The organism is Pseudomonas sp. R1-6 (genome assembly GCF_051132115.1).
Lineage (GTDB): Bacteria > Pseudomonadota > Gammaproteobacteria > Pseudomonadales > Pseudomonadaceae > Aquipseudomonas.
Window position 1 is genome coordinate 194,354 of sequence record NZ_CP071662.1, and the last position, 26,608, is coordinate 220,961.

At 61.6% G+C, this 26,608-nt stretch carries 26 protein-coding genes and 2 pseudogenes; 16 read left to right on the plus strand and 12 right to left on the minus strand.

The genetic code is table 11. From position 1 onward, the window contains the following. The first annotated feature begins 94 nt into the window (after window positions 1–94). Both J3P81_RS00815 and J3P81_RS00820 read left to right on the plus strand, forming a co-directional pair. Window positions 95–2,071 carry a methyl-accepting chemotaxis protein gene (locus J3P81_RS00815; protein WP_434561653.1) on the plus strand — a complete coding sequence of 659 codons (1,977 nt, stop codon included), beginning with the start codon at window positions 95–97 and terminating at the stop codon, window positions 2,069–2,071. A 319-nt stretch (window positions 2,072–2,390) separates the two neighbouring features. Then, window positions 2,391–3,605, plus strand: a complete 1,215-nt coding sequence (locus J3P81_RS00820; RefSeq protein ID WP_434561655.1) for an aldose 1-epimerase family protein — start codon at window positions 2,391–2,393, stop codon at window positions 3,603–3,605. Between the two features lie 6 nt (window positions 3,606–3,611). Here J3P81_RS00820 and J3P81_RS00825 read toward each other — a convergent pair whose 3' ends face one another. Together J3P81_RS00825 and J3P81_RS00830 are read right to left on the minus strand one after the other, a co-directional pair. Then, window positions 3,612–5,105, minus strand: a complete 1,494-nt coding sequence (locus tag J3P81_RS00825) for a YifB family Mg chelatase-like AAA ATPase (RefSeq protein WP_434561657.1) — start codon at window positions 5,103–5,105, stop codon at window positions 3,612–3,614. A gap of 257 nt (window positions 5,106–5,362) precedes the next feature. Beyond that, window positions 5,363–5,623: an accessory factor UbiK family protein gene (locus tag J3P81_RS00830; protein ID WP_420765155.1), complete on the minus strand. Its 261-nt coding sequence runs from the start codon at window positions 5,621–5,623 to the stop codon at window positions 5,363–5,365. Between the two features lie 413 nt (window positions 5,624–6,036). Between J3P81_RS00830 and glnK the strand changes: the two genes are divergently transcribed. The 4 genes from glnK to sutA all read left to right on the plus strand — a co-directional run bounded on the left by glnK (window position 6,037) and on the right by sutA (window position 8,807). After that, a complete protein-coding gene (gene glnK / locus J3P81_RS00835) occupies window positions 6,037–6,375 on the plus strand; it encodes a P-II family nitrogen regulator (protein ID WP_002555808.1) in 339 nt (112 codons plus the stop codon). 33 nt (window positions 6,376–6,408) lie between these two features. After that, complete coding sequence (locus J3P81_RS00840; protein ID WP_420765154.1) at window positions 6,409–7,743, plus strand: ammonium transporter; 1,335 nt, start codon at window positions 6,409–6,411, stop codon at window positions 7,741–7,743. Between the two features lie 213 nt (window positions 7,744–7,956). Then, window positions 7,957–8,382, plus strand: coding sequence for a secondary thiamine-phosphate synthase enzyme YjbQ (locus tag J3P81_RS00845; protein ID WP_420765153.1), 426 nt, complete (start codon window positions 7,957–7,959; stop codon window positions 8,380–8,382). A 101-nt stretch (window positions 8,383–8,483) separates the two neighbouring features. Continuing rightward, complete coding sequence (sutA, locus tag J3P81_RS00850) at window positions 8,484–8,807, plus strand: transcriptional regulator SutA (protein WP_420765152.1); 324 nt, start codon at window positions 8,484–8,486, stop codon at window positions 8,805–8,807. Window positions 8,808–8,921: 114 nt separating this feature from the next. Here the strand turns inward: sutA and J3P81_RS00855 are convergent, their stop codons facing one another. The 6 genes from J3P81_RS00855 to lptM are packed head-to-tail and all read right to left on the minus strand — an operon-like array spanning window position 8,922 to window position 13,523. Further along, window positions 8,922–9,626: an HAD family hydrolase gene (locus tag J3P81_RS00855; protein WP_420765151.1), complete on the minus strand. Its 705-nt coding sequence runs from the start codon at window positions 9,624–9,626 to the stop codon at window positions 8,922–8,924. After that, complete coding sequence (xerC, locus tag J3P81_RS00860; RefSeq protein ID WP_420765177.1) at window positions 9,623–10,522, minus strand: tyrosine recombinase XerC; 900 nt, start codon at window positions 10,520–10,522, stop codon at window positions 9,623–9,625. The genes J3P81_RS00855 and xerC overlap by 4 nt, the downstream gene beginning before the upstream one ends. Before the next feature lie 2 nt (window positions 10,523–10,524). Continuing rightward, a complete protein-coding gene (locus tag J3P81_RS00865; protein WP_420765150.1) occupies window positions 10,525–11,247 on the minus strand; it encodes a DUF484 family protein in 723 nt (240 codons plus the stop codon). A gap of 13 nt (window positions 11,248–11,260) precedes the next feature. Next, window positions 11,261–12,091: a diaminopimelate epimerase gene (dapF, locus tag J3P81_RS00870; protein ID WP_420765149.1), complete on the minus strand. Its 831-nt coding sequence runs from the start codon at window positions 12,089–12,091 to the stop codon at window positions 11,261–11,263. Window positions 12,092–12,095: 4 nt separating this feature from the next. Next, a complete protein-coding gene (gene lysA / locus J3P81_RS00875; RefSeq protein ID WP_420765148.1) occupies window positions 12,096–13,343 on the minus strand; it encodes a diaminopimelate decarboxylase in 1,248 nt (415 codons plus the stop codon). A gap of 9 nt (window positions 13,344–13,352) precedes the next feature. Next, on the minus strand, window positions 13,353–13,523 hold the full coding sequence (lptM, locus tag J3P81_RS00880) for an LPS translocon maturation chaperone LptM (protein ID WP_033034938.1): 171 nt from the start codon (window positions 13,521–13,523) through the stop codon (window positions 13,353–13,355). A 225-nt stretch (window positions 13,524–13,748) separates the two neighbouring features. Here lptM and cyaY point away from each other — a divergent pair, with 225 nt between their 5' ends. The 3 genes from cyaY (at window position 13,749) to rnk (ending at window position 14,882) form a co-directional block, all read left to right on the plus strand. Next, a complete protein-coding gene (gene cyaY / locus J3P81_RS00885) occupies window positions 13,749–14,081 on the plus strand; it encodes an iron donor protein CyaY (RefSeq protein WP_420765147.1) in 333 nt (110 codons plus the stop codon). A 4-nt stretch (window positions 14,082–14,085) separates the two neighbouring features. Beyond that, window positions 14,086–14,304: a DUF1289 domain-containing protein gene (locus J3P81_RS00890; RefSeq protein WP_420765146.1), complete on the plus strand. Its 219-nt coding sequence runs from the start codon at window positions 14,086–14,088 to the stop codon at window positions 14,302–14,304. A gap of 167 nt (window positions 14,305–14,471) precedes the next feature. Next, the gene (gene rnk / locus J3P81_RS00895; RefSeq protein ID WP_420765145.1) at window positions 14,472–14,882 is read left to right on the plus strand and encodes a nucleoside diphosphate kinase regulator; all 411 of its coding nucleotides are present in this window, start codon (window positions 14,472–14,474) and stop codon (window positions 14,880–14,882) included. Window positions 14,883–14,890: 8 nt separating this feature from the next. Here rnk and J3P81_RS00900 read toward each other — a convergent pair whose 3' ends face one another. The 3 genes from J3P81_RS00900 to J3P81_RS00910 form a co-directional block, all read right to left on the minus strand. Further along, window positions 14,891–17,734, minus strand: a complete 2,844-nt coding sequence (locus J3P81_RS00900; RefSeq protein WP_434561659.1) for a class I adenylate cyclase — start codon at window positions 17,732–17,734, stop codon at window positions 14,891–14,893. Window positions 17,735–17,912: 178 nt separating this feature from the next. Beyond that, entirely contained in the window at window positions 17,913–18,158 is a 246-nt protein-coding gene (locus J3P81_RS00905) for a TIGR02647 family protein (RefSeq protein WP_030129110.1), read from the minus strand. 145 nt (window positions 18,159–18,303) lie between these two features. After that, entirely contained in the window at window positions 18,304–18,594 is a 291-nt protein-coding gene (locus J3P81_RS00910) for a hypothetical protein (RefSeq protein WP_420765143.1), read from the minus strand. A 124-nt stretch (window positions 18,595–18,718) separates the two neighbouring features. Between J3P81_RS00910 and J3P81_RS00915 the strand changes: the two genes are divergently transcribed. Further along, the gene (locus J3P81_RS00915; protein ID WP_434561661.1) at window positions 18,719–19,378 is read left to right on the plus strand and encodes a glutathione S-transferase family protein; all 660 of its coding nucleotides are present in this window, start codon (window positions 18,719–18,721) and stop codon (window positions 19,376–19,378) included. 131 nt (window positions 19,379–19,509) lie between these two features. Here J3P81_RS00915 and argH read toward each other — a convergent pair whose 3' ends face one another. Then, a complete protein-coding gene (gene argH / locus J3P81_RS00920) occupies window positions 19,510–20,904 on the minus strand; it encodes an argininosuccinate lyase (RefSeq protein WP_434561663.1) in 1,395 nt (464 codons plus the stop codon). A 314-nt stretch (window positions 20,905–21,218) separates the two neighbouring features. Between argH and J3P81_RS00925 the strand changes: the two are divergent. The 6 genes and pseudogenes from J3P81_RS00925 to J3P81_RS00950 all read left to right on the plus strand — a co-directional run. Beyond that, window positions 21,219–21,368 (plus strand): annotated as a pseudogene (locus J3P81_RS00925) (sensor histidine kinase); the annotation flags it as partial. After that, window positions 21,365–22,111, plus strand: a complete 747-nt coding sequence (locus J3P81_RS00930; protein WP_420765140.1) for a LytR/AlgR family response regulator transcription factor — start codon at window positions 21,365–21,367, stop codon at window positions 22,109–22,111. The pseudogene J3P81_RS00925 and the gene J3P81_RS00930, both read left to right, overlap by 4 nt. A gap of 127 nt (window positions 22,112–22,238) precedes the next feature. Continuing rightward, on the plus strand, window positions 22,239–23,180 hold the full coding sequence (gene hemC, locus J3P81_RS00935) for a hydroxymethylbilane synthase (RefSeq protein ID WP_434561665.1): 942 nt from the start codon (window positions 22,239–22,241) through the stop codon (window positions 23,178–23,180). After that, window positions 23,177–23,875: pseudogene (locus J3P81_RS00940) on the plus strand (uroporphyrinogen-III synthase); the annotation flags it as partial. The gene hemC and the pseudogene J3P81_RS00940, both read left to right, overlap by 4 nt. Before the next feature lie 84 nt (window positions 23,876–23,959). Beyond that, window positions 23,960–25,090 carry a uroporphyrinogen-III C-methyltransferase gene (locus J3P81_RS00945; protein ID WP_434564175.1) on the plus strand — a complete coding sequence of 377 codons (1,131 nt, stop codon included), beginning with the start codon at window positions 23,960–23,962 and terminating at the stop codon, window positions 25,088–25,090. Next, window positions 25,087–26,334 (plus strand): heme biosynthesis protein HemY, encoded by a 1,248-nt coding sequence (locus J3P81_RS00950; RefSeq protein WP_420765138.1) that lies wholly within the window; start codon window positions 25,087–25,089, stop codon window positions 26,332–26,334. The genes J3P81_RS00945 and J3P81_RS00950 overlap by 4 nt, the downstream gene beginning before the upstream one ends. Window positions 26,335–26,608: the final 274 nt, after the last annotated feature.

Below are 26,608 nucleotides of genomic sequence, written 5' to 3' on the forward strand. Positions count from 1 at the left end.
CTTCGTTCAGAAAGGGCCAATACCTACCTCATCGAATCAGATGCCGAGCGTGCGATGTGATCAAGATGATCCAGTCTCTCGGCCAGGAGCCGTCATGTCTCAACCTCGTGCCCGGATCGCCTCACAGCTAGGCCTTGCCCTTGCCGTGATACTGGCGGTCGTGATCTCCGGCAGTACTGTCTTTGCCTTGCGTTCGCTTGACGCTGCAAACCTTTCTACCCGTGAAGAGCATCTCGCGAGCGAAGCGCGGCTGATGGCCGATCAGCTCAACACGTTCCACAGCACGTTGCGCGAAAGCACCCAACGGCTGGCGGGTCTGTTCGAAAAGCGTTTCAGCGCCGGCTTGAGCGTGCATCCGGACCAGCCGGTGACGGTGGCGGGCGTTCAGACGCCTGGCTTGAGCCTTGGCAGCGAAGTGTTGAACAACAATTTCAAGGAAGTGGATGATTTCAAGACGATGACCGCCGGCGTGGCCACGGTATTCGTGCGCAGCGGCGACGATTTTGTCCGCGTCAGTACATCCGTCAGCAAACAGGACGGTACGCGCGCCATCGGTACTGTGCTCGACCGCGCCGGACCGGCGTACGGCCCGGTGATCAGCGGCCAGAGCTACATTGGCCGGGCGTTGCTGTTCGGGCGCTTCTACATGTCGCAGTACACGCCTGTACGTGATGGCAGCGGCAAGATCATTGCCGTGTTGTACGTAGGATTCGATTACACCGATGCGCAGAATGCGCAGTTCGAAAACCTCAAGCGCTTCCGAATCGGACAGACCGGTTCGCTGGCGTTATTGGACGAGCAGAACAAATGGTTGGTGCCGCCGGCCGGTGTGCAGGCACTGGACCGTGCTACCGCGGCCATCACAGCGTTGGTCAAGAAGCCTGGCAAGGGTGCTTTCTGGGACGACACCGCGGAGGAGTTCTATAGCGTTGCCGTGCCGTTCGAGGGCGGGCCCTGGTCGGTCGTGGCGAGCATGCCGAAAACCGAGATCAACGCAGTGACCTGGAACGTCGGTACGCAACTGGCGATCGGCAGTTTGCTGGCGATGTTGCTGGCGGTCGGTGCGGCGGTATGGCTGTTGCGCAGCAAACTGGCTCCCCTCGGTGACTTGGTGCGTCAGGCCGAAGCCTTGGGCGCCGGCGACCTGAGCGTGCGCCTGAATGTGTCGAGCCACGACGAGATCGGCCAACTGGCCCGTGCGTTCAACCAGATGAGCCAAGCCTTGTCGACCATGGTCGAGCACATTCGCAAAGCCTCCCAAGAGGTCAACAGCCGTGCCCAGGCTCTCTCCGGATTGTCCAGTGGCGCCTATGAAGGGATGGAGCAACAGTCCGGCGAGATCACCAGCATGGCCGGGGCGGTGGAAGAATTCAGCGCCACCTCCCTGAACATCGCCGACAACATGGGCAATACCGAGCGCGTGGCACAGGACAATGCCCAACAGACTCGCATCGGCCGTACCTCGATGGACGAAGCGTCATCGTCCCTGGAACAGATCGCGGGCGCCTTGAACAGCACTGCAACGGTCATCAACACGCTGGGCCAGCGATCCCAGGAGATCGGTGGCATTGTCGGTGTGATCACTTCGATCGCCGAGCAAACCAACCTGCTGGCGTTGAACGCCGCCATCGAAGCTGCACGGGCGGGCGAGCAGGGTCGTGGTTTTGCCGTGGTAGCTGACGAGGTTCGGAGCCTGGCCTCGCGCACTCGCCAGGCCACTGACGAAATTTCCGGCATGATCAACAGCATCCAGCAGGAAACCGGCAACGCCATCAGCACCATGGAGAAGGGCAACCTGCTCATGCAGGAAGGCTTGTCGCGTAACGCCAACGTGGCCTCGGCCCTGGCGCGTATCGATGAGCAAAGCCGCTCGGCCGGCCAGCAATTCGCCGCGATCACTACGGCTACGCAGGAGCAAAGCAGCACCGCGACCCTGCTCAGCAGCAACCTGCAGAGTATTGCCATGGCCAACAGCGAACAGCGCGAAGTGGTTTCGAACCTGGCGATCACCGCCAAGGAACTGGAAAAACTGGCGCAGGACCTTCGCAAAGAAGTCGATCGGTTCCGCTGAAACCGTCCCCTCACGAGCAAGCCAACCCAATCCCGTTGCAAGGGAGCTTGCTCCCGCGGGCCTGCATAGCAGGCCCGTGGCTTTTCAGGCAGACCTTATCGTCGCGTCTTGCGACTGCTGCGCAGTCGAGCGGGAGCAAGCTCCCTCGCCACGGGTTCTAGGCTGCCTAGGAAAAAAATCACGGCGAGCAAGCTCGTTTCCCGCAAAAAATCTCCAATCTGTAGCCGTGTACTTTTTCAGGTAGTTGCTGTTTTTTGGCTTGCTGAAACGTTTCTTCAAGTCTATAAAAACCGCACAACTCCAACAAAAGGCCGTCTCCATGAATTCCCTAAGACTCTTCGTTGCCCTCGGCGCCTTGGGCGTAGCTTCCCATGCGATGGCGTGGGATTACGTACTGCTCGACTCCGATAAAGCCGCCCAACCCTGGCAAATCACCAGCCAACAACTGGGCGTGAAAACCGATAAGCCGTTTTCCGTGACGATGCGCACCCTCCACGGGGGGCGTCAGGAAGGCGTGAGCATTGTCGACATCGACAACGGCACTCTGAAGCTGTCAGTCGTCCCGACCCGTGGCATGAACGTGCTTCAAGCCTCGGTCGGCGATGTGCGTATGGGCTGGGATTCGCCGGTCAAAGAAGTGGTCAATCCAGCATTCATCGAACTCAACGGCCGAGGTGGCCTGGGCTGGCTCGAAGGCTTCAATGAGTTGGTGACCCGCTGCGGCTATGAGTGGGTCGGCCACCCCGGCATCGACAACGGTGAACTGCTGACCTTGCATGGGCGCGCCGCGAACATTCCGGCGAACAAAGTCACCTTGCACATCGATGAAAAGCCACCTTACGCCATCACCCTGCGAGGCGAGTTGAAGGAGCAGGCGTTCAAGAAGGTTGACTTCTCGGTCCAGACTGAATTGGTCACCGAGCCCGGCAGCGTGACCTTTTCCCTCAACGACACGCTGACCAACAATGGCGATTATCCAAAGGAATACCAGGCGCTCTATCACAGCAATTTCAGCACGCCATTCCTGGAGCAGGGGGCCCGCTTCGCCGCCCCGGTCAAACAGGTTTCGCCGTTCAACGACAAGGCCAAGGGCGACCTGAAGGATTGGACCACCTATCGAGCTCCCACCAAGGACTACGATGAAACCGTTTACAACGTCGTGCCTTACGCCGACGCCAAGGGCGATACGCTGACCGTCCTGCACAACAAGGCCGGTAGCCTCGGCGTTTCCGTGGGCTTCAATACCGGGACGCTTCCGGTGTTTTCCCTGTGGAAAAACACCGATACCCAAGGCCAGGGCTACGTGACCGGCTTGGAGCCAGGTACCAGTTTTTCCTATAACCGCCGCTACCAGCGTCCGCTGGGCCTGGTGCCCAGCATCGCACCGAAAGAGCGCAAGCAGTTCCAGATCCACTACAGTCTTCTGGCGGACAAGGGGGCCGTGGACAAAGCCCTCAAGCGCATTGATGACATCCAGGGCGATCGAAAGGTCGAGGTGCGAGACACACCGCTGGTGGACCTGAGCAAGCCGTGACCTGTTTCATGGCGTTGCGGGCCGGTATTGCAGGGCTTCGGCCAGGTGCTCGCGGCTGATCCGTTCCAACTGCTGAAGGTCGGCCAGCGTGCGGGCGACCTTCAGCAAGCGGTGGGCGGCTCGCAGCGACAGGGACAGTCGTTCGCAGGCGGTTTCCAGCCACGCCTCGTCGGTCGAGGACAGTTTGCAATGGCGGCGCAGCCCCGGTAGATCGAGGAATGCGTTGGCACAGCCTTGGCGGGTTTGCTGGCGTTCCCGGGCTTCGGCCACCCGCTCGGCCGCGGTGGCGGTGTCGTCACCCGGTTCGCCTTTGGGATTGAGCGCCGTGGCTTCCCGCGCCACGGTCAGGTGCAGGTCGATGCGGTCGAGCAAGGGGCCGGACAGCTTGTTGCGATAGCGCTGCACCATGTCCGGTGTGCACGAGCAGCGGCCGCTGGGCTCGCCAAGGTATCCACAGGGGCAGGGGTTCATGGCCGCTACCAACTGGAAGCGGGCCGGGAAGCGCACGCGATCGCGGGCGCGCGAAACCACGATATGCCCCGACTCCAAGGGCTCCCTCAGGACTTCCAATACCTTGCGATCAAACTCTGGAAGCTCGTCCAGGAACAGCACGCCGTGGTGGGCGAGGGTGATTTCCCCCGGTTGCGGCTTGGAGCCTCCACCCACCAGGGCAGGGCCGGACGCCGAATGGTGTGGCTGGCGGAACGGCCGTTGCGGCCAATGGCTCAAGGGCACACAACTGGCGACCGACTGTATAGCCGCGACTTCCAGGGCCTCGCTTTCGGCCAGCGGTGGCAGCAACCCCGGCAAACGACTCGCCAGCAGCGTCTTGCCCGTACCGGGTGGGCCACTGAACAACAGGTTGTGAGCTCCCGCTGCCGCGATCAGCAAGGCGCGCTTGGCTCCGGCTTGACCTTGTACTTCGCTGAGGTCGGGATAGGGTTTGCTGGCCGAGAGCAGCCCGTTGGACACAAAAGGCTCGACTGGGGCGTGGCCGTTGAAATGCGCCACTGCTTCGAGCAGATGGTCCACGGCGATCACCTTCAGCCCCGATGCCAGGCAAGCTTCCTCGGCGTTGGCCCGGGGTACCAACAGCATGCGTCCAGCCTTGCGTGCCGCCAGCGCCGCGGGGAGCACGCCGCGTACCGGTCTCACGGCGCCGGACAATGCCAGTTCGCCGAGGCACTCCACGTCGTCCAGCATCAAGGTCGGCACCTGCACGCTGGCCGACAGGATTCCCAAGGCAATCGCCAGGTCGAACCGGCCTCCGTCCTTGGGGAGATCCGCTGGCGCCAGGTTCAGGGTGATGCGCCGCGCCGGGAAATTGAGCCCTGAATTGATGATCGCGCTGCGCACCCGGTCCTTGCTCTCCTTCACCGCCGCCTCCGGCAGGCCGACCATCGTCAGTGACGGCAAGCCGTTGGCCAGATGAACCTCAACGGTAACGGCAGGGGCTTCGACCCCCACTTGGGCGCGGCTGTGGACGATGGCGAGCGACATGAAGCGTTCCTTGACTGATGGAGAGCCGCATCCTGCGGCTCTTGAAGACTAGTCCGGGGAAACTGAGAGGGCGGGGCAATTGAAGGGGCAAATTTTCGCAGGATGTTGCGCAAGTGGGGGCATGAATGAACAACCGCCATTCAGGCGGTTGTTTTTCAATTGCCGTTACAGGCGGCGAGCCCCTGCCGGCGCTTTGGATGATCTGGTGGGCCTGGGACAAATCACGCGCTTAACGCCGCGTCCCTGGCAAGAGGTGCTCACTCGTCCTTGGGGTCGAGTCGCGCCTCCAGCTCGGCCACCTTGGCTTCCAGGCTCTCCAGCCGTGCCCGGGTCCGGGCCAGCACGACCATCTGGCTGTCGAATTCTTCCCGGCTGACCAGGTCCAGCTTGCTGAACCCGCTTTGCAGCAGGGCCTTGAACTGGCTTTCGATTTCATTCTTGGGGAGTGGCGTGTCGCCGCTCAACAGGCGGGAGGCGTGGCCGCTCAGGGCGTCGAGGAGGTCTTTGGGCGCGAGCATGTCAGGTGTCCTGGAAACAATGGCGGGCAGTGTATCACGCAGTGTCTATAGTCAATTCGCGGCTCGGGTTGCACGCTTTTCGCGCACGGCCCCGGGCATCACCGCACCGTTGTTGTGCGTATCGCTGCGGTTCGTGGTTCGGCGCAGACCGGCGCAACGGGTAAAGGGTTGAAATCAGGGGGGTTGGGTACAGATGGCAAGCTTTCTGCTTAGTGGCTGGTGACCCATGCACTGATGCAGTCGCTGTGACGAATGCAGTGCAGCAGGCGGAGCGGGGAGTTTCGTCAGGAGTAGTCAGCTGGCACCGGTCGGGCAACTTGGGCCGACGACGCGTTACAAAGCCAGGCACTGCGCTTAGACTTGAGTCGGGTTTGTTTTCCTGGGGCAAGTCCACCAATTCGGGAGAGAGTTTCATGAAGCTAGTCACTGCCATCATCAAGCCGTTCAAGCTGGACGACGTACGCGAGTCGCTGTCCGAAATCGGCGTGCAGGGCATTACCGTTACTGAAGTCAAAGGCTTCGGTCGGCAGAAAGGCCATACCGAGCTGTATCGCGGCGCGGAATACGTGGTCGACTTCCTGCCCAAGGTGAAGATCGATGTCGCCATCGACGACAAGGATCTTGATCGGGTCATCGAGGCGATTACCAAGGCCGCCAACACCGGCAAGATTGGTGACGGAAAGATCTTCGTGGTCAATCTGGAACAGGCCATTCGCATCCGTACCGGCGAAACCGATACCGACGCTATCTAAGCCGTCAAACCCAACGCCCCAGGAGAAAACAATATGACTCTGCGTAAATTCGCAGGGCTAGGAGCCCTGTTGTCCTTCGTAATGCCTGGCCTGGCCATGGCGGAAGAAGCGGCAGCCCCAGTCCTCAACTCCGGCGACACTGCCTGGATGCTGACTGCCACGATTCTTGTCCTGTTCATGACCATCCCTGGCCTTGCGCTGTTCTACGGCGGCATGGTTCGGTCGAAAAACATTCTTTCGGTGATGATGCAGTGCTTCGCCATCACCGGTCTGATCAGCGTCCTGTGGGTCATCTACGGCTACAGCATCGCGTTCGACACCACTGGCATGGAACAGGGCGTCGTCAACTTCAATTCCTTCATCGGCGGCCTGGGCAAGGCATTCCTGGCGGGCGTCACCCCGGCCAGCCTGACCGGTCCGGCTGCATTGTTTCCGGAAGCGGTGTTCATCACTTTCCAGATGACCTTCGCCATCATCACCCCAGCGCTGATCGTCGGTGCCTTTGCCGAGCGGATGAAATTCTCCGCCATGCTGATCTTCATGGGCGTGTGGTTCACCTTGGTGTATGCGCCGATTGCGCACATGGTCTGGTCCGGCAACGGCGGCCTGATGTGGGATTGGGGCGTGCTGGACTTCGCTGGCGGCACCGTGGTGCATATCAACGCCGGTATCGCCGGTCTCGTAGCCTGTCTGGTATTGGGCAAGCGCAAAGGCTTCCCGACCACCCCAATGGCACCGCATAACCTGGGTTATACCCTGATGGGCGCGGCCATGCTGTGGGTAGGCTGGTTCGGCTTCAACGCCGGCTCCGCCGTCGCGGCCAACGGCACTGCCGGCATGGCGATGCTGGTCACCCAGATCGCCACGGCTGCCGCGGCACTGGGCTGGATGTTTGCCGAGTGGATCACCCACGGCAAGCCAAGCGCGCTGGGCATTGCCTCGGGCGTGGTGGCCGGCCTGGTTGCAATCACCCCGGCTGCCGGCACCGTGGGCCCGATGGGCGCGTTGGTCATCGGCCTGGCGGCGGGCGTGGTGTGCTTCTTCTGCGCCACCACCCTCAAGCGCAAGCTCGGCTATGACGACTCCCTGGATGCCTTCGGCGTACATGGCATCGGCGGTATCCTCGGGGCGATCCTGACCGGTGTATTCGCTGCACCGGCACTGGGTGGCTTCGGCACCGTGACCGATATCGGCGCACAAGTGTGGATTCAATTCAAAGGCGTGGGTTTCACCGTGATCTATACCGCGGTCGTGACCTTCATCATTCTCAAGGTACTGGACGCCGTCATGGGCCTGCGTGTCTCCGAGGAAGAAGAAGCCGTGGGCCTGGACTTGGCCCAGCACAACGAGCGTGGTTACAACCTGTAAGCAACGCGCAAAAAAAATGCCCGGTTCGCCGGGCATTTTTTTGTCTGGAATTTGTCATTGCTCACAAGGTTCGCCGGTTTTTTCCGACGCCTTTTGTTGTGTATACGACATGGGTTTTTCTACCGCCAAAGACTTACATCGAGGCAGGAATATTAGGCCCTTTGTTTTTTTCCAGAGCGCGCTAGAATGCGCGCCGAACGTGCGGAGATCTGTATGTGGCAACAGACGCTGATAACCCTGCGGGCGAGGCCCCGGGGCTTTCATCTGGTGACGGACGAGCTACTCGCCGGCCTGCCTGAACTCAAGGCATGCCGTGTCGGTCTGTTGCATCTGTGGCTGCAGCACACCTCGGCCTCGTTGACCATCAACGAGAACGCCGATCCGGCGGTACGTCGAGACTTCGAACGATTTTTCAATCGGCTGATCCCACAAGGAACCGCCGGCTATGAGCACAACGACGAAGGCCTGGACGACCTCCCGGCGCACTTCAAGGCCAGTGTGCTGGGATGTCAGCTCAGCCTTCCGGTGACGGCGGGACGGTTGGCGTTGGGTACCTGGCAAGGCGTTTATCTGGGCGAGCACCGAGATCATGGCGGTGCTCGTAAAGTCCTCGCCACCTTGCACGGTGAAGGGGCATGACCGCTGCTTGTCAGCGGATCTTGAATTTTTTCTGGCAGCCTTCGACAGATGGCGAAGCTGGGCTATAACTAATCTGCTTTTCGCAAGTCATGAGGTAGAACATGAGCGACGATGATCTGGAAAACGACGACCTCGAAGTAGGTGACGAAGACGAGACCGAAGAAGGCCTGGAAGCGGCGGCTGAAGATGTTGCCGACGACGAAGGTGCCGATGTTCCGGTCCCCACTGCCAAAGGCAAGGCCAAGGCAGCGGTATCAGTCGACGAGTTACCGAGCGTAGAGGCCAAGAACAAGGAGCGTGACGCGCTTGCCAAGGCCATGGAGGAATTCCTGGCCAGGGGCGGAAAGGTGCAGGAAGTGGAGGCCAACGTGGTCGCCGATCCGCCCAAGAAGCCCGACAACAAGTATGGCAGTCGCCCTATCTGAGCCTCTGTTTCTTGCTTGCTGAAAAAGCCCGCCGTCGCTGCGGGCTTTTTCATGGGCGGGATAAACTCCACGGACAGGCTCGGCCCTGTGGGAGCAAGCTCGCTCCCACAAGGTTCAGGGTTGGCTATGCCACGCCGCCAATAACCCTGGCAGTTCGGTCAGGCTGCGAATCTCCGCATCCGGTGCGTGATCGGCATCCCAGGCCTTGCCCATCGGGTTGAACCACACCGCACGCAGACCGGCCTGCTGGGCGCCGGCGATGTCGTCGCCCGGGTGATCGCCTACATGCACGGCGGTCTGTGCCGTGGCACCGCCGCGCTGCAAGGCTTCCTCGAACAGTCTTGCGTCAGGCTTGGCGATGCCAATGTCCTCGGCGCACAGGGCAAACTTGAAATAATCCGCCAGCCCCAGGCGTCGCACGTCGGCGTTGCCGTTGGTGACGACGCCAAGTGCGAAATGATTGGCGAGGATTTCCAGGGTCGGCTGTACGTCTGGAAAGATCTCCAGTTGATGGCGGGCATGCAGGAATGCTTCGAATCCTTGGTCCGCCAACTCAGAGGCTCGCCACTGGTCGTAGCCGGCATCTTGCAGCGCCCGGAACAGCACGCGCCTGCGCAACGCACTGATGCGGTGCTTGAGGTTCGGTTCTTCGCTGAGCACTTGGGCGCGGATCGCCCACAAGCGCTCCACGGGAAAATCGCCTAGGTCGGGTGCGTTGTCGGTCAGCCATTGACGTAGTACGGCTTCGGCGCTGGCGATCACCGGCGCGGTGTCCCACAGCGTGTCGTCCAGGTCGAAGGTGATGAGCTCGATGGTCATGATTCGTCGCCCTTGATGCGTTTGGCCCTGGGGTGGGCACTGTCATAGACCGTCGCCAGGTGCTGGAAATCCAGGTGGGTATAGATCTGGGTCGTCTTGATGTCCGAGTGGCCAAGCAGTTCCTGGACGGCACGCAGGTCCTGGGAAGATTCCAGCAGATGACTGGCGAACGAATGCCGGAGCATATGCGGGTGCAGGTTCTGACCGAGCTCCCGTTCGCCGGCGGCCTTGACCCGCAGCTGGATGGTACGTGGGCCCAGGCGTCGGCCTTGCAGGCTGACGAAGACCGCGTCATCGACGGGGTTGGTCAGCGCTCGTAGTGGCAACCAAAGCTCCAGGGCTTCGCGGGCCTTGCGGCCGATAGGCAGCAAGCGGGTCTTGCTGCCTTTACCGAGTACCTGAACCAGGCCGTCGGCCAAGTCCAATTGGTCCAGGTTCAGCCCCGTCAGCTCGGAAAGCCGCAGGCCTGAGGAGTAGAAGAGTTCGAGGATCGCCTGGTCCCGTCGCGCCATGAAATCATCCTCGACGGCGCCATCGAGCAATTGCAAGGCACGGTCGGTGTCGAGGGTCTTCGGCAACCGGCGTTCGCCCTTGGGGGGTGCCAGGCCTGTGGCTGGATCGTGATCGCACAGGCCCTCGCGATTGAGGTATTGATACAGGCCGCGCACCGCCGACAACAGTCGCGCCAGGCTGCGGGAGGATTGCCCTTGCTGATGCAGGCGAGCAACGAGGCTGCGCAGGCGCTGGATATCGAGGGCCGACCAGTTGTCGATGTTTTGCTTCTGGCACCAGCCCCGCACCTTTTCGAGGTCACGACGGTAGGCCGACAGGGTGTGAGGGGACACCTGGCGCTCACTGCGCAGGTGTTCGCAGTAGGCGTCCAGTTGCCGCTCCATCATCAGCGTACCGAACGCAGCGAACCGGCAACCCGTGGCAGCACACGGCCGGTTACTTCGGCGATATAGCTCAGGAACAGCGTACCCACCGAGCTCTTGTAGTGCTGCGGATCGCGACTGGCGATGGCCAGCACGCCATGCACGCCTTGGTGGGCGATGGCGACAACGGCGGTGGAGCCGATCTGCTTGCGCTGTTCTTCGCCAAACAGGAAATCCAGCTCATGTTCGCGCAGGCTGCCACTGACGCTTTTGTTTTCGGTAAGCAGCCCGCCAATGGCCGTCTGCGCGTCGGCGTGGGTGACCCAGCGGCCCACCGGCATCGCGTTGTCGCCAAACAAGATCAGGCTGACAAAGGGCACCTGGAAATCCTGGCGCAGGCTGTCTTCGACGCTCATTACCAGGTCTTCAAGAGTACTGGCGTCCATCAGCGCGAGGATCAGCCGACGGGTCTTGTCGAAGAGCCGGTCGTTGTCCCGGGCGACGTCCATCAGGTGCGAGAGGCGATGGCGCATTTCGATGTTGCGTTCACGCAGGATCTTCATCTGGTGCTCGACCAGCGACACGGTATCGCCGCGCCGGTGGGGGATCCGCATCGTTGCAAGCAGGTCTTCATGCTCGACGAAGAAGTCCGGATGCGCCTCCAGGTAGGCGGCCACGGCCGCGGCGTCTGAGGGGCTCGAGGATTCGTCGGGCTGCGGGGCTGGAACCTTTGGCTTGTCGGTCATGGGTTTGGCTCACTCAAAGACGAACTTGTCCTTCGTATACGCGTACGGCCGGGCCGGTCATCATCACCGGTTGGCCTGGGCCTGCCCATTCGATGGACAGGCGCCCGCCTGGCAGGTCGATCAGCAGCGGCGAATCCATCCACCCCTGGCTGATCGCGGCGACGGCGGCGGCGCAGGCGCCCGTGCCGCATGCCTGGGTTTCCCCGGCGCCACGTTCCCATACACGCAGTTGGGCGCGGTGGCGATCGATGACTTGCAAAAAGCCGACGTTGACGCGCGCCGGGAAGCGCGGATGGTTTTCGATCTTTGGTCCCAGGTCGTGTACGGCAGCGCTGTTGATGTCGTCCACGCGCAGTACGGCATGGGGGTTGCCCATGGAGATCGCCGCCAGTTCCACCGCGGTGCCGTCGACGTCCACGGTATAGCTCAGGGCTTGGGCTGGCGCTTGGAATGGGATATCCGCCGGCACCAGGCGCGGGGCGCCCATGTTGACGCCGATCTGGCCGTCACTGCGCACATCCAGTTCGATGATGCCGCTTTTGGTCTCGACGCGAATCTGCCGCTTGGCGGTCAGGCGCTTGTCCAGCACGAAACGGGCGAAACAGCGCGCGCCGTTGCCGCACTGCTCCACTTCTGAACCGTCGGCATTGAAGATCCGGTAGCGGAAATCCACGTCCGGGTTGTTTGGTGCCTCGACGATCAGCAATTGGTCGAAACCGATGCCGGTGTGCCGGTCGCCCCATTGTTTGGCGTGCTTGGGCAGGATATGCGCGTGCTGGCTGACCAGGTCGAGGACCATGAAGTCATTGCCCAGGCCGTGCATCTTGGTAAAACGCAGCAGCATGGTTTTACTCCGGCAGCAGGCTTTCGCCGGCAAACAGTTCGGCTACCGTCTCGCGGCGGCGTACTTCGAATGCCTGATCACCGTCCACCAGCACCTCGGCGCAGCGGCCGCGGGTGTTGTAGTTGGAACTCATGACAAACCCGTAGGCACCCGCCGAATGAACGGCCAGCAGATCGCCTTCTTCCAGCGCCAACTCCCGGCCCTTGGCAAGGAAGTCGCCGGTTTCGCAGATCGGCCCGACGATGTCGTAGGGGCGGGCCGCGGTATCGCGAGGGCGCACGGCTGTGACGTCCATCCAGGCCTGGTACAGCGCCGGGCGGATCAGGTCATTCATCGCCGCGTCGACGATGGCGAAATCCTTGTGCTCGGTGTGCTTGAGGTACTCGACCTGGGTCACCAGCACGCCGGCGTTGGCGACGATGTAGCGGCCGGGCTCGAACATGAGCGCCAGGTCACGGCCTTCGAGGCGCTCGCGCACGGTCTTGATGTAGTCGGCCACCAGCGGTGGCTCTTCATCGCGATAGCGCACGCCGACACCGCCGCCCAGGTCGATGTGACGCAGGTAGATGCCGCAATCGCCGAGGCGATCGACAAGCGCCAGCAGGCGGTCGAGGGCGTCAATGAACGGTTCCAGGGTGGTCAGTTGCGAGCCGATGTGGCAATCGACGCCCAGCACTTCCAGGTTCGGCAGTTGGGCGGCGCGTACGTACACGTCCTCGGCGTCGGCAATGGCGATGCCGAACTTGTTTTCCTTAAGGCCCGTGGAAATGTACGGGTGGGTGCCGGCGTCGACGTCCGGGTTCACGCGCAGGGAAACCGGCGCACGAACACCCAGTTCGGCGGCGACGACTTGCAGGCGCTCCAGTTCGTCAGTGGATTCGATGTTGAAGCAGTGCACGCCGACTTCCAGGGCGCGACGCATGTCTTCGCGGGTCTTGCCGACGCCGGAGAACACGATTTTGTCGGCGCTACCGCCCGCGGCCAGCACGCGCTCCAGCTCGCCACCGGACACGATGTCGAAGCCTGCGCCCAGGCGCGCCAGGACGTTGAGCACGCCCAGGTTCGAGTTCGCTTTTACAGCGAAGCACACCAGGTGCGGCATGCCTTCGAGGGCATCGGCGAACGTCCGGTACTGGGCTTCGATGTGGGCCCGGGAATAGACGTAGGTCGGCGTGCCGAAACGTTCGGCGATCGCGGACAGGGCAACCCCTTCCGCGAACAGCTCCCCGCCACGGTAGTTAAAAGCGTCCATGGCGGTCCCTTAGTAAGTGGTCTGGGTGTCGTGCGAGTGGGACTTGGATTGCGACGACTTGGCCTGCTCTTCAGGGGACTTGCTGTCATCAGGCAGGTACAGCGGACCTTTTTGACCACAGGCTGTCACAAGGCAGGCAACCGCGACGAGCGCAGCAAGGGAAGAGATCAGGCGCTTCATGGCGAAATCCTTGAAAATGCGTTAATTGCGCCGGAGTATACCGGCCACCCGACAGCTTGCCTATGCAACGGGGCGCCCGTCCGGCGGGCCTTGGGCTCCAGGGGCGTTCATTCGACGGACAATGTTCAGCACCTACGGGCCCTTGGTCGTTATCCTTTGCATTCAGCCGGGCGCGTCCGTATCTTGCGGCGCTTGAGCATGATCAGACATTTTGAGGTTGTCGCAATGAGTTTGACTGAAGCCCGTTTCCACGATCTGGTCGATGAAACCCAGGAAAAGCTGGAGGATATCTTCGACGAGAGCGACCTGGACATCGACCTGGAAATCTCCGCCGGCGTACTGACCGTCAAGTTCGAAAATGGCACCCAGCTGATTTTCAGCCGCCAGGAGCCGTTGCGGCAGTTGTGGCTGGCGGCGGTGTCCGGTGGTTTCCACTTCGACTACGACGAGGAAAGCGAGCGCTGGATGTGTGACAAGAGCGAAGAGCAACTGGGCGAGATGCTCGAGCGCATCGTCAAGCAGCAGGCTGGCGTCGAATTCGATTTCGAAGGTTTGTGATTCCGTGAGCCAGACCGTCCCGGCGCGGCCGCCCAAGCCGCTCTACAGCAATGTCAGCCCGGCCGTGCCGTCGCCGTGCACCAGTGTGTGCAAGCTCGATGAACGCAAGGTCTGCCTGGGGTGTTTCCGGCATGTGGAGGATATACGCGAATGGCGCTCGGCTGATGATGAGCGTCGGCGGTTGATTTGCGCCGAGGCGCTCAAGCGCAAGTCGCTGGTTTAATCGCTGGATTGGCGAGAGCGCTTTTGTGGCGAGAGCCCTTGGGTTGTATATTTTTTGAGCTGTGGTAGTGTCCAGCAACGCCTCAACTCATCGAGGCGCGTGAAAACCCCGTCTTTATGTGGCGGGGTTTTGCTTTTTCGTGCAGAAGAAAGGAGTCTGCCTGAATCATGACCGCACCTTCCATCACCCTTACTCGCTTGGACGTGCAGCGTCTGGAGCGTTTGATCGACAGCCTGGATGAAACGCTTCCCGGCGTGATCGCCTTGCAAACCGAACTGGATCGCGCCGAGAACCTGGTGGGTCACGATGAAGTGCCTGCCGATGTCGTAACCATGAACTCGCGGGTGCACTGTCGCGAGGAAAGCAGCGGCAAGGATTATCACCTGACGCTGGTCTACCCCAAGGATGCCAACGCCGACGAGGGCAAGATTTCGATCCTGGCGCCGGTGGGCAGCGCCTTGCTGGGCTTGAAAGTCGGCCAGCACATCGACTGGCCGGCGCCGGGCGGCAAGACCTTGAAGCTGACATTGCTGGAGGTCGAGTCGCAGCCGGTCAACGGTGGCGACTGCGCATTCTGAAGCCCGCCTCAGACCTGGTTCAGCGCCTCGTTCAGTGCCCGTTCCAGGTCGGCTTTGTAGCGCAGGAACAGGATACTTGGGCTGGCGCCGTCACCCACCAGGCCCGAGAGGTCCAGGTCGGTGATGTAGCAACGATAGCGTTCGGCGTCGCGGCGCTGCCCGACAATTTCCCTGGCGACCACATGAAACAATTGGTCGCCATGCTCCAGTTCCGAAAATTCCCGCTGATCGCAATACAGGGTGACGTGCACTTGTCCGTGCGCCGCTTTGCCGATGATTGCTTGTACGTCATAGAACGGTTTGTTGACCGGCGTCTGCGGCGCCTGTCGTGATTCGACCCTCCGGGCCCGCCCGTTCCCTGAAGGCAGGAGCTGGTAATAGAGCATTTCCAGCGTGACCGGCTGGGCAGCGTCCATCGGTAGCAAGGCATCGCGGCGGTACAGCACCGATTGCAGGAACCGCTGCAGCGGTACCAGCAGGCTCTGTTCGTCGTGATAAGGCAAGCGCTGCTGCCACAAGGCGTTGAGCTCATCGAGCACGTACAGCTCGGCTTCGTCCTCATAGACCCGGTAGAACACCTGGATGCACTCGGGTTGGCCCATGGGCAGGATCAGCGCCACATCGTGATCTTCCAGCGCCATTGAATCCAGGTGCAGCGGGCTATAGGCCGTCAGCTCTTCCCCCAGATAATCCATCAATGCCGACAGGCTGCCCAGCGCCACGTGGCTGACCTGGCCCGGCACCAATTCCAATACGTGGTAGTGCTGCTGGACTTGCAGCAGATAACGGTAATTGAGCTTGCTCAATAGCAGGGTCTGGGTGGTCTCGATGACTTCTTCGACCCGGCGTGCGATGAATTGCGCGCGGTTGTGACAGAAGCACCGGACCTGCAAGCGCGGCTGGCGTTGTATCGCAGCCAAGGCGTTGAGGTAGTCGCGCAAGCAATCGAGCAGGGCATGCTCGCCGTCGAAGCGGTTGACCAGCACTTCATTCCAGCTATTGAGCGTGACCTGGTCGAGGGTCAGCACCAGGTTTTCCCGGACCCCGGCGTAGCTCAGGGAATCGGTGCGCTCGGTGGTCATCAGGATGTTCAGGTCGCGGTGATGCTTGAGTGGGTCGACGCCCACGTTTACCAGAATCAACACTTCACTGGGCACGCTGGCGTGGAGCAACTGTTCTTCGTCGACCGTGGCCAGGGGCAAAGCGATGGCCTGCTGCAAACTGCCCAGCAGGTTGAACAGTTCAAACTCGCTCAGGTCGCTTTCGCCGGGGTGCAGCGCCAGACGCGTGCTGCTGTCGATCACACCGTTGCGATGACACCAGGTGAGTAATTCGAGCAGCTCGCGGCTGCGTTTGATGGGGGCGAAATTTTCCCATTCCAGCGCGTTCAGGCTGCCGTTGTACAAACCCCATTGGTTTTGCCCGGGCTCTTTCTTGTTCGGCGACTGGACCAGGGTCAGGGTGTCTTCCGCCAGGTCCGGGGCAATCCCGGGATTGATGAACTCGACCTTGTCGGCCTTGCGCTCGAAGGCCGCGTACAGCCGGCGACCGAGAACATTGAGGTCGCGCTTGTTGATCAGGCTGACGGTTTTCTCGGTGCGGGCGAACTGGGTCAGGAAGCGATAGCTGTAGGTCAGCTCGTTGACCAGGGCCCGCCGCTCGTTGCTGACTTGGCGCACCTTCCACTGGCTGCGGCTGTCCAGCAGCGCCAGTTGACGTTGGTCCCAGCCCCAATCCCGGGCCAGGCGCTCCAGCAGGTTGCGCTGCCAGCCGCTGCTGCGAGCATGGCCGGTGAGCTTGCGATTGACCTTCAGGTACAGGGCGCGCCGGATCAGTTCCAGACGTTCCGGCTCGCCGCGGGCGATCAGGTATTCCTCGAGGCGGCGATAAACGACCATGTACGGATCCAGCTCATCCAGATCCAGATGATTGGCGAACACCGCCTGCTTGAAACGCAGGCTCAGGCAGCGGACATCCGGATGTTCGCTGGCGTAGACCTCGGTCAGCAATAGTTTGAGCACCGACTTGTAGGGCGATTCGATTCCCTTGAATAACTGCCAGAGCCCGGCGCCGATAAATTCTCCCGGCGGGATGTAGGCCAGGTGACCCAAGTCCAGAGTCTCGTCCGCACGAATGAAGCGTTTGGAGATCAGCGTATGGGTGTACTGCTGGTAGTTTTCTTCTTCGTAGACCGGCACCAGCCACCAGATTGGCGTGCGCCCGGCCAGCCAGATCGCGGTGCGATAGAACTCATCCAGCAGCAGATAATGCTGGGTGGTTCCACAGTCGTCGGAGCTGAGCTGATTGTCCCGTTCGCCGCGGACGAATCGCTGCGGGTCGATGAGGAAGAAGTGCGCTTCGGCGCCCTGGGTGGCCGCCCAGGTTTCCAGCAACTGGCATTTCTTTCGCAGTTCGGCCAGTTCGTCGTCGCTCAGGTCCGGGCCATGGCACACCCAAACGTCCATGTCGCTCTGATCGGCCTGGGCCAAGGTGCCGAGACTGCCCATCAGGAACAGGCCGAGGATGGGCCGCGGTGGGTTGCTGCCGTGGCGAGGTTTGTACGAGAACGAGCGAGTCAGCCGCTGGGCCTCGGCGAGGACGTCGGTGTCGGGTTCGTAATTGGACAGCCCGGCCGGTGTGCTGCCCGAGACATAACCGGGCAATAAGGGATGGTTGACATGAAAAAACAGCGGAAGCAGCGTCAACACGCCCTGCTGGCGGGTCGACAGCCCTTCGAGGGCGCGCTCCATTCGGCCGCTGTTGAGCTTGAGGAAACGCGCGCGCAGCTGGCTCAGGACCTTGCGGTCGATTCCCTCGTCCAGATCGGGGCGTATTTCATGGTTGCGGGTCATGTCAGCTCAAACCGGATCGCGGCGTCGAACGTGGGGAAAAAAACAGGTGATGGCAGGATAGCGCCCGGTTCCTGGAATTCTTGAGCTGGAAAACGCGGTCGAGCCAAGTATTTTTACGGAGGCGCCACGCGCCTGCGGAAATCCCGAGCAGAGGGATTTCCGTGGGCGAGGCGGAAAATCAGGCGGTTTCTTGGACGCTAAGAATCGTCAGGACCGTTTGCACATTCTGTGCGGCATCACGGCCCAGGCTGGTCAGGTAACCGCCATCGGGTTGGGTGATGAGTTCTTTGTCAAACAGGCGTTGGGCAGCGGCGATGGCTTTGGGGGCAGCGGTCTGATGAATTTTCAGGCCTTCCTGGGAACTGTCCAGGTTGAAGAGTGCAAGGATTTCCAGTTCGGCAACCAGCTCAGGGGTAAGCGACATAAGGACTCCAGACTTTCTAGGAATTTGGACGACAGCGTCACTAAGGTGAGCGCACTTGGGCGAGCTGTCCAGTGTCAGAGTCATGGTTTTTTGTCCGGGAACTTTTTCATGGCGAGGGAGCCAGCTACCTCGCCACAAGAACAGCTTAGTTTTTTTCCGGCGGCAACTCGGGCAGGGCGCGCAATGCAGCTTCGTACCACTCGGTATTGAACGGACGGTCTTCTTCGAGGATCGCGTCGATTTCCACCGCCAGTACGTGGGCCATCAGGTTGAGAATTTCTTCACGCTCATAACCCACCAGGGTCAGCTTGTTGAACGTGGCCTTGGCCGCTGGTGGATTGTCGCTTTCGATCTGATTCTCGATGGCCTGGATCAGCGTATTCTCGACGAACTCTTCTTCGTCAATGTCGTTGCCGTTGTCGATGGGCTCGCTCATGGCAGCCTCCTTTAGGAAAAGGCGCCAGTTTACCTGTATTCAGCGGCGTGATGCGCCTGGCGCGAAACACGCCGGCGGTCTATAACCCAAGGCTGCCAACCCCGCACGGCCTGGAGGCTATGGAATGCTCAAGCTTTATGGTTTTTCTGTCAGCAATTATTACAACATGGTCAAGCTGGCTCTCCTGGAGAAGGGAGTGCCCTTCGAAGAAGTCCAGTTCTTTGGCGCCCAGACTCCGGAAGCGCTGGCCATCAGCCCGCGCGGCAAGGTTCCGGTGCTGAAGACCGAGCATGGTTTCATCAACGAGACCAGCGTGATCCTCGAGTACATCGAGCAAACCCAGCCAGGCAAGGCCTTGCTGCCAACGGACCCGTTCGGGCGCGCCCAGGTATTGGCCTTGTGCCGGGAAATCGAGCTGTACATCGAGCTGCCGGGGCGCGCCTGTTATCCGGAAGCGTTTTTCGGCATGTCGGTGCCCGATGCGATCAAGGAAAAGGCCAGAGGTGAATTGCTGTTGGGGTTCGCTTCGCTCAGCCGGCACGGCAAGTTTTCGCCTTATGTGGCGGGAGAGACGTTCAGCATCGCGGACCTGTATTTCTACTACAGCCTTTCGTTGGTTTTGCAGGTGGGCAGGAAAGTCTTCGACATCGATCTGTTGGCGGACATGCCGGCAGCCAGGAACTTGATGGAGTTGTTGGAGCAGAATCCGCACGTGCGGCGGATCGCGGCGGATCGGGATGCTGAGATGCCCGCGTTTTTGGCGAAGATCGCTGCCAGGAAGTGAAGTTCTAGCGCCTTGCAGGTCGCCATCGCGAACAGGCTCGCTTCCACGGTTAGATCTTCAGTGAACACATATTGTGTGAGCCTGCGCAGATCAAATGTGGGAGCGAGCCTGCTCGCGATGCTTTTGGCTTTTTAGCGGCTGGCAATCAGCGCCTGGCCACGCATCACGGCGGCCTTGACCTGCGCCGGTGCGGTGCCGCCAATGTGATCACGTGCATTGACCGAACCTTCCAAGGTCAGCACGGCGAACACGTCTTGCTCGATCTGGTCGCTGAACTGGCGCAGTTCGTCCAGGCTCATCTCTGCCAGGTCCTTGCCGCTGTCTACGCCATACTTCACGGCATGGCCGACGATTTCATGGCAGTCCCGGAACGGCAGGCCACGGCGCACCAGGTAATCGGCCAGGTCGGTGGCGGTGGAGAAGCCGCGCAGGGCCGCTTCGCGCATGACCGCATGCTTGGGCTTGATGGCTGGGATCATGTCGGCGAACGCCCGCAGCGAATCACGCAGGGTATCGGCAGCGTCGAACAGCGGCTCCTTGTCTTCCTGGTTGTCCTTGTTGTAGGCCAGCGGTTGGCCTTTCATCAGGGTCAGCAGGCCCATCAATGCGCCGAACACCCGGCCGCTCTTGCCGCGTACCAGTTCCGGTACGTCGGGGTTTTTCTTTTGCGGCATGATCGAGCTGCCGGTGCAGAAACGGTCGGGCAAATCGATGAACTGGAATTGCGCGCTGGTCCAGAGCACCAGCTCTTCGGAGAAGCGCGACAAGTGCATCATGGCAATGCTCGCGGCGGCGCAGAATTCGATGGCGAAATCGCGGTCCGAGACATTATCCAGCGAATTGCCACCGACGGTGTCGAAGCCCAGCAACTGGGCGGCGTATTCACGGTCGATCGGGTAGGTGGTGCCGGCCAGCGCGGCGCTGCCCAGGGGCATGCGGTTGGTGCGCTTGCGGCAATCCACCAGGCGATCGTAGTCACGGCTGAGCATTTCGAACCAGGCCAGCATGTGATGCCCAAACGTTACAGGTTGGGCGGTCTGCAGGTGCGTGAAGCCCGGCATGATGCTCTCGGCCTCGCGCTCGGCTTGTTCCAGCAGACCTTTTTGCAAGCGGGTGATTTCGGCCAGGATCAGGTCGATCTCATCGCGCAGCCACAAGCGGATATCGGTGGCGACCTGGTCGTTGCGGCTGCGGCCGGTGTGCAGTTTCTTGCCGGTCACGCCAATGCGATCGGTCAGGCGCGCTTCGATGTTCATGTGCACGTCTTCGAGGTCAACGCGCCAGTCGAATTGGCCGGCCTCGATCTCGCCCTGGATGGTCTTCAGGCCATCGATGATGCTGTCGCGCTCGGCATCGGTCAGCACGCCGACCTTGGCCAGCATGGTGGCGTGGGCAATCGAGCCCATGATGTCGTGGCGATACAGGCGCTGGTCGAAGTTGACGGAGGCGGTGAAGCGGGCGACGAAAGCGTCGACGGGTTCACTGAAGCGGCCGCCCCAGGACTGATTGGTCTTGTCAGTGCTCATGAATTCGCTCGTGATCGGCTGGAAAAAGATAACGGTTAACGCTGGCCCGGATGATAACAGGGTTGCCGGGGCTGGCGCTGGCACTGCTCGGCAGGTTTTTTACCGTGCGGGTCAACCATTGCACGGGTTTTTTGCACAAGGATATTTTTCGATTGAGCAATATCGTCGTGGCAACCGTCTACAGTGGACGGTAGGTCTTTGCTTTTTCATCCTGGACGCATCGGACGCACCATTAAAGGGGGGTGCTCATATTGGTCAGATCGAGTCTTAACAAACCCTGTGGCGACGCTGTGCGACAACAGGCCTCGAGCATCGGTGGGCAAGCGCTGGTAAAGATCGACAACCGCCTCGCGGCACTTTTTGGCCCTCGGACGAGTCTTAGCGTGGATCGCGGTGACGGATGTCACTTCCCCTGTCTACGCTATCCTTGTGCGAGACTCACGCAGGAATCCAGCGCTATATGAATGTCCTGATCGTTGACGACGAACCACTGGCCCGCGAGGACCTGAGCCGATTGCTCCGTGAACTCGAGGGTTACAGTGTCCTGGAGCCGAGCGCCACCAATGGCGAAGAGGCATTGGCCCTAATCGACAGCCACAAGCCGGATATCGTGCTGCTCGACATTCGCATGCCGGGTCTCGACGGCTTGCAGGTCGCGGCGAAGCTCTGCGAGCGCGAGTCACCTCCGGCGGTGGTGTTTTGCACCACGCGTGACGAGTTTCCTCCCGAGGTATTGCAGACCGGTGCCGTGGGCTATCTGCTCAAGCCAGTGTCCATCCAGGCGCTGGAGGAGGCGTTGCGCAAGGCCGAGCGGCCGAACCGCACGCAGTTGGCGGCGCTCACCCGCCCGGCCGCCGAAAGCGGCAGCGGCCCACGCAGCCACATCAGCGCGCGGACCCGCAAGGGCATCGAATTGATCCCCTTGAACCAAGTGGTTTATTTCATCGCCGACCACAAGTACGTGACCTTGCGTCACGAAAGCGGTGAAGTGTTGCTGGACGAGCCGCTCAAGGCTCTCGAGGATGAGTTCGGCGAGCGGTTCGTGCGTATCCACCGCAACGCCCTGGTGGCCCGCGAACGTATCGAGCGCTTGCAGCGTACGCCGCTGGGGCATTTCCAGCTGTACCTGAAGGGATTGAATGGCGACGCGCTGATCGTCAGTCGGCGGCATGTCGCCGGCGTGCGCAAGATGATGCAGCAGCTCTAGCGCGACGTCCTCGAGCGTTCCGTTTCCAGGATTGGCGGCCAGGGAGGCCGCGACGTCGTGATTCAAGTCAAAGCGGTTTTGGCTGAGCTGTTATTATCTGCCGTATCTTTTAAGTACGGATTGATCCATGTCCCCTCGCGAGATCCGCATCGCCACCCGTAAAAGCGCCTTGGCCCTCTGGCAGGCCGAATACGTCAAAGCCCGCCTCGAAACGGCCCATCCGGGGCTGGTCGTGACGCTGGTGCCCATGGTCAGTCGCGGCGACAAGCTGCTGGACTCGCCACTCTCGAAAATCGGTGGCAAGGGCTTGTTCGTCAAGGAACTGGAAACAGCCTTGCTGGACAATGAAGCCGATATCGCCGTGCATTCAATGAAAGACGTGCCCATGGACTTCCCCGAAGGCCTGGGCCTTTTTTGCATCTGCGAACGGGAAGATCCGCGCGACGCATTTGTCTCAAACGACTTTTCCAGCCTTGACGCGCTGCCCGCCGCGAGTGTGGTGGGCACATCGAGCCTGCGCCGCCAGGCACAGCTGCTGGCCCGTCGCCCTGATCTGCAGATCCGCTTCCTGCGGGGCAACGTCAACACGCGCCTGGCCAAGCTCGACGCCGGCGAGTACGACGCGATCATCCTCGCCGCAGCGGGCCTGATCCGTCTGGGTTTCGAAGAACGCATCACCTCGGCCATCAGCGTCGATGACAGCCTGCCGGCCGGTGGGCAGGGGGCGGTGGGCATTGAATGCCGCAGCGCCGACAGCGAGATTCACGCTCTGCTGGCGCCGCTGCACCATGAAGACACGGCTATCCGAGTCTTCGCCGAGCGGGCACTCAACAAGCATTTGAACGGCGGCTGCCAGGTGCCAATCGCCTGCTACGCCGTCCTTGAGGGTGAGCAGGTCTGGTTGCGGGGCCTGGTGGGCGATCCGAGTGGCGGCCAACTGCTCGCCGCCGAGGCCCGGGCGCCGCGTCGCGATGCCGAGGCGTTGGGCGTGCGCGTCGCCGAGGACCTGTTGAGCCAAGGCGCCGACGATATTCTCAAGAAAGTCTACGGCGAGGCCGGCGACGCGTGACGGGATGGCGGCTGCTACTGACCCGGCCGGCGGACGAGTCGTCTGCGTTGGCGGCCGTTCTGGCGCAGGCGGGCATCCATAGCAGCGCCATGCCGCTGCTGGATATCACGCCGGTCCCCCTGTCCGAGTCCGAGCGAGACAAGTTCCAGGCTCTGGATCGGTACAGCGCGGTGATCGTCGTCAGCAAGCCTGCGGCACGCTTGGCCGTGGAGTTGCTGCGTCAATACTGGCCGCGCCTTCCAGAGCAACCCTGGTTCAGCGTAGGCGCCGCGACCGGGCAAATTCTGGCCGATGCCGGCCTCCGCGTTTTTTACCCCGAAAACGGTGACGACAGCGAAGCCCTGCTTGAGCTGGCAGCGTTGCGCCAGGCTATCGACCGGCCTGACGCACGTGTCTTGATCGTGCGTGGCGAGGGTGGGCGCGGTTTGCTGGCAGAGCGTTTGCGAGAGCAAGGTGCTAGTGTCGACTACCTGGAGTTGTACCGTCGCGGCTTGCCGCACTACGGCGAAGGCGAGTTGCCAGCGAAGGTCGAGGCGGAACGCTTGAACGCGCTGGTGGTCAGCAGTGGGCAGAGCTTCGAGCATCTGCACCGGCTGGCCGGTGACGCGTGGCCCGCCCTGGCGCGGCTACCCTTGTTTGTTCCAAGCCCCAGGGTCGCCGAGATGGCGCGTGCCGCCGGGGCCAGGACAGTTGTGGATTGTCGTGGCGCCAGTGCCGCGGCTTTGCTGGCGGCTTTACGGGAACAATCCGTGCCGTTTTCTAATGCAAAGGATGGATACGTGAGCGAAACAGCCTTGCCAAAAGATCAAGATCAGCCAGCGGTCGAAGCTCCGATTGACCCGTCGGTGCCGGTGGCGCCGCGTCGCGGTAACGGGCTTGCGATTGTCGCGTTATTGTTGGGCGCTGCCGGCGTGGCCGTGGGCGGATGGGGTATCTGGCAAGTGCGTCACCTGCAAGCCAATACCCAGCAGCAAGCCGCTCAGGTCCAGGCACTCAACGACCAGGCCCAGAACCTCAAGCTCAACGAGCAGCGGCTGAGCGAACGCCTGGAGCAGTTGCCTGCGGCTCAAGAGCTGGAAGAGCGGCGACGTCAGGTCGCCCAGTTGCAAGGCGACCAGCAGCGCCTGAACCAGCGCCTGGAAACCGTGCTTGGTTCCAGCCGCAAGGACTGGCGCCTGGCCGAAGCCGAGCACCTGTTGCGCCTGGCCAGCCTGCGACTTTCCGCCCTGCAAGACATCAACAGTGCCCAGGCCCTTGTGCAGGGTGCCGATGAAATCCTTCGCGAGCAAAACGATCCTGGGTCCTTCGCTGCCCGCGAACAGCTGGCCAAGACCCTCGCTGCGTTGCGCAGCACAGAGCAGCCGGATCGCACCGGCCTGTTCCTCCAGTTGGGCGCCCTGCGTGACCAGGTCTTGCAGTTGTCGGAAATCGCTCCCGAATACAAGGACCGCGGTGAATCGCTACTGGGGCTGACCGCCGATGGCGACGGCGCCAGCCAGTGGTCGCAGTGGTGGGATCGTATTTCGCGCTACATCCGCATCGATTTCAATGCCGATGAAAATGTCCGTCCGCTCCTCGCCGGCCAGAGCCTGATGCAGGTGCGCCTGGCCTTGAGCTTGGCCCTGGAGCAGGCGCAATGGGCCGCCCTCAACGGCCAGGCGCCGGTGTACACCCAGGCACTGGCCGAAGCCCGTGACGTCCTCAAGAACAATTTCAACCAGGACAACCCGCAAAGCAAAATCATGCTGGAACGAGTCGTTGAGCTGGGCAAGATGCCGGTGACGGTGGTCACGCCAGACCTGACCGGCACCCTCAGCGCCGTCCAGGCCTATCTTGAACGCCGCAACGTGAGCGCCGAAGAATCGGTCAAGCCGTTGCCCAAGGCAGGTGAGCAGGAGGCCACGCCATGAAGCGCCTCTACGTGATTCTGTTCGTGGTCATCGCCGTTGCCGCTGTGCTGGGCGTGGCGATTGCCGAGCATTCGGGTTACGTGTTGGTGGCGTACAAGAACTTCCGCTACGAGGCCGGGTTGTGGGTCACGCTGGCATTGATCGCGGTGCTTTGGTTGCTGTGGCGAGGTGTCACCGCGCTGATTGGGCTGGTGACCACCTCGACCGGCGTGGTCAACCCGTGGTCGCGGCGCAACCGCAGTCGTCGAATCCAGGTTGCAATCGAGCACGGACAGTTGGACCTGGCAGAGGGACGCTGGGCCAGCGCCCAACGGCACTTGCATCGTGCCGCCGAAGCCGAGCGGCAGCCGTTGCTGTATTACCTCGGCGCCGCTCGCGCTGCCAACGAGCAGGGCCTTTACGATCAGAGCGATAGCTTGCTGGAGCGCGCCTTGGAGCGCCAGCCCCAGGCGGAGCTGGCTATCGCGCTGACTCACGCCCAGTTGCAGATGGACCGTGGCGACACAGACGGTGCATTGACTACCCTGCAAGCCATGCACGAACGCTACCCCCATAACACCCAGGCCTTGCGTCAGCTGCAACGCTTGCACCAGCAGCGGGGGGATTGGCCGGCGGTGATCCGGTTGCTGCCCGAGTTGCGCAAGGACAAGGTCCTGCCTGCCGCCGAACTGGCAGAACTGGAGCGCCGGGCCTGGGGCGAAAACCTCACCCTGGCAGCCCACCGCGAGGCCGATGGCAGTGTCGGCCTGCAATCGCTTGATCGCGCGTGGCAGCAACTGACTTCCGCCCAGCGCCAGGAACCGGCACTGGTATTGGCCTACGCCGAGCAGCTTCGGCAGCTGGGTGCCCAGGTAGAGGCGGAAGAGGTGCTGCGCGCTGCGCTCAAGCGCAACTACGACAGCCACCTGGCGCGCCTGTATGGCCTGGTTCGTGGCGCGGATTCGAGCCGGCAACTGCAGGTGGCTGAAGGCTGGCTTAAGGATCATCCGAATGATCCGAGCCTGCTCCTGACGCTCGGGCGCCTGTGCCTGCAGAACAGCCTGTGGGGCAAGGCAAGGGATTATCTGGAAAGCAGCCTGCGCATGCAGCGCAACCCCGAAGCTTGCGCCGAGTTGGCGCGGCTGCTGGCGCAGTTGGGGGATGCCGAGCGAAGCAACCAGCTGTTCCAGGAGGGGTTGGGGTTGCTGGATGAGCGCTTGCTTGCGGCGCCGCTGCCGGTTTCGCCTCAAGTCCTGTCAACTTGAGGCGGGACGAAGACTCTTTGAGGTGGGTATGAACCGCAGGGAAGGGAGAGCACACTCTCTCGCCACGGCGTCGTGCCCATCCTGAGGCAAACGGTGGCGAATCCCGGCCCGGTTTTTGGAGGTCTGACCAAGCGCTCAGCGAAGTCCTACAGCACACTGAGCTGAATCCTCTTTGGCCTGTCGGGAATTCCCTACACCTCTGGTGAAGTGTCTGCGCGGGGCTGCCTTGAAAGGCCCAGGGGCTTTCCTCTACCGTTACAGCTTGTCTCTTCTG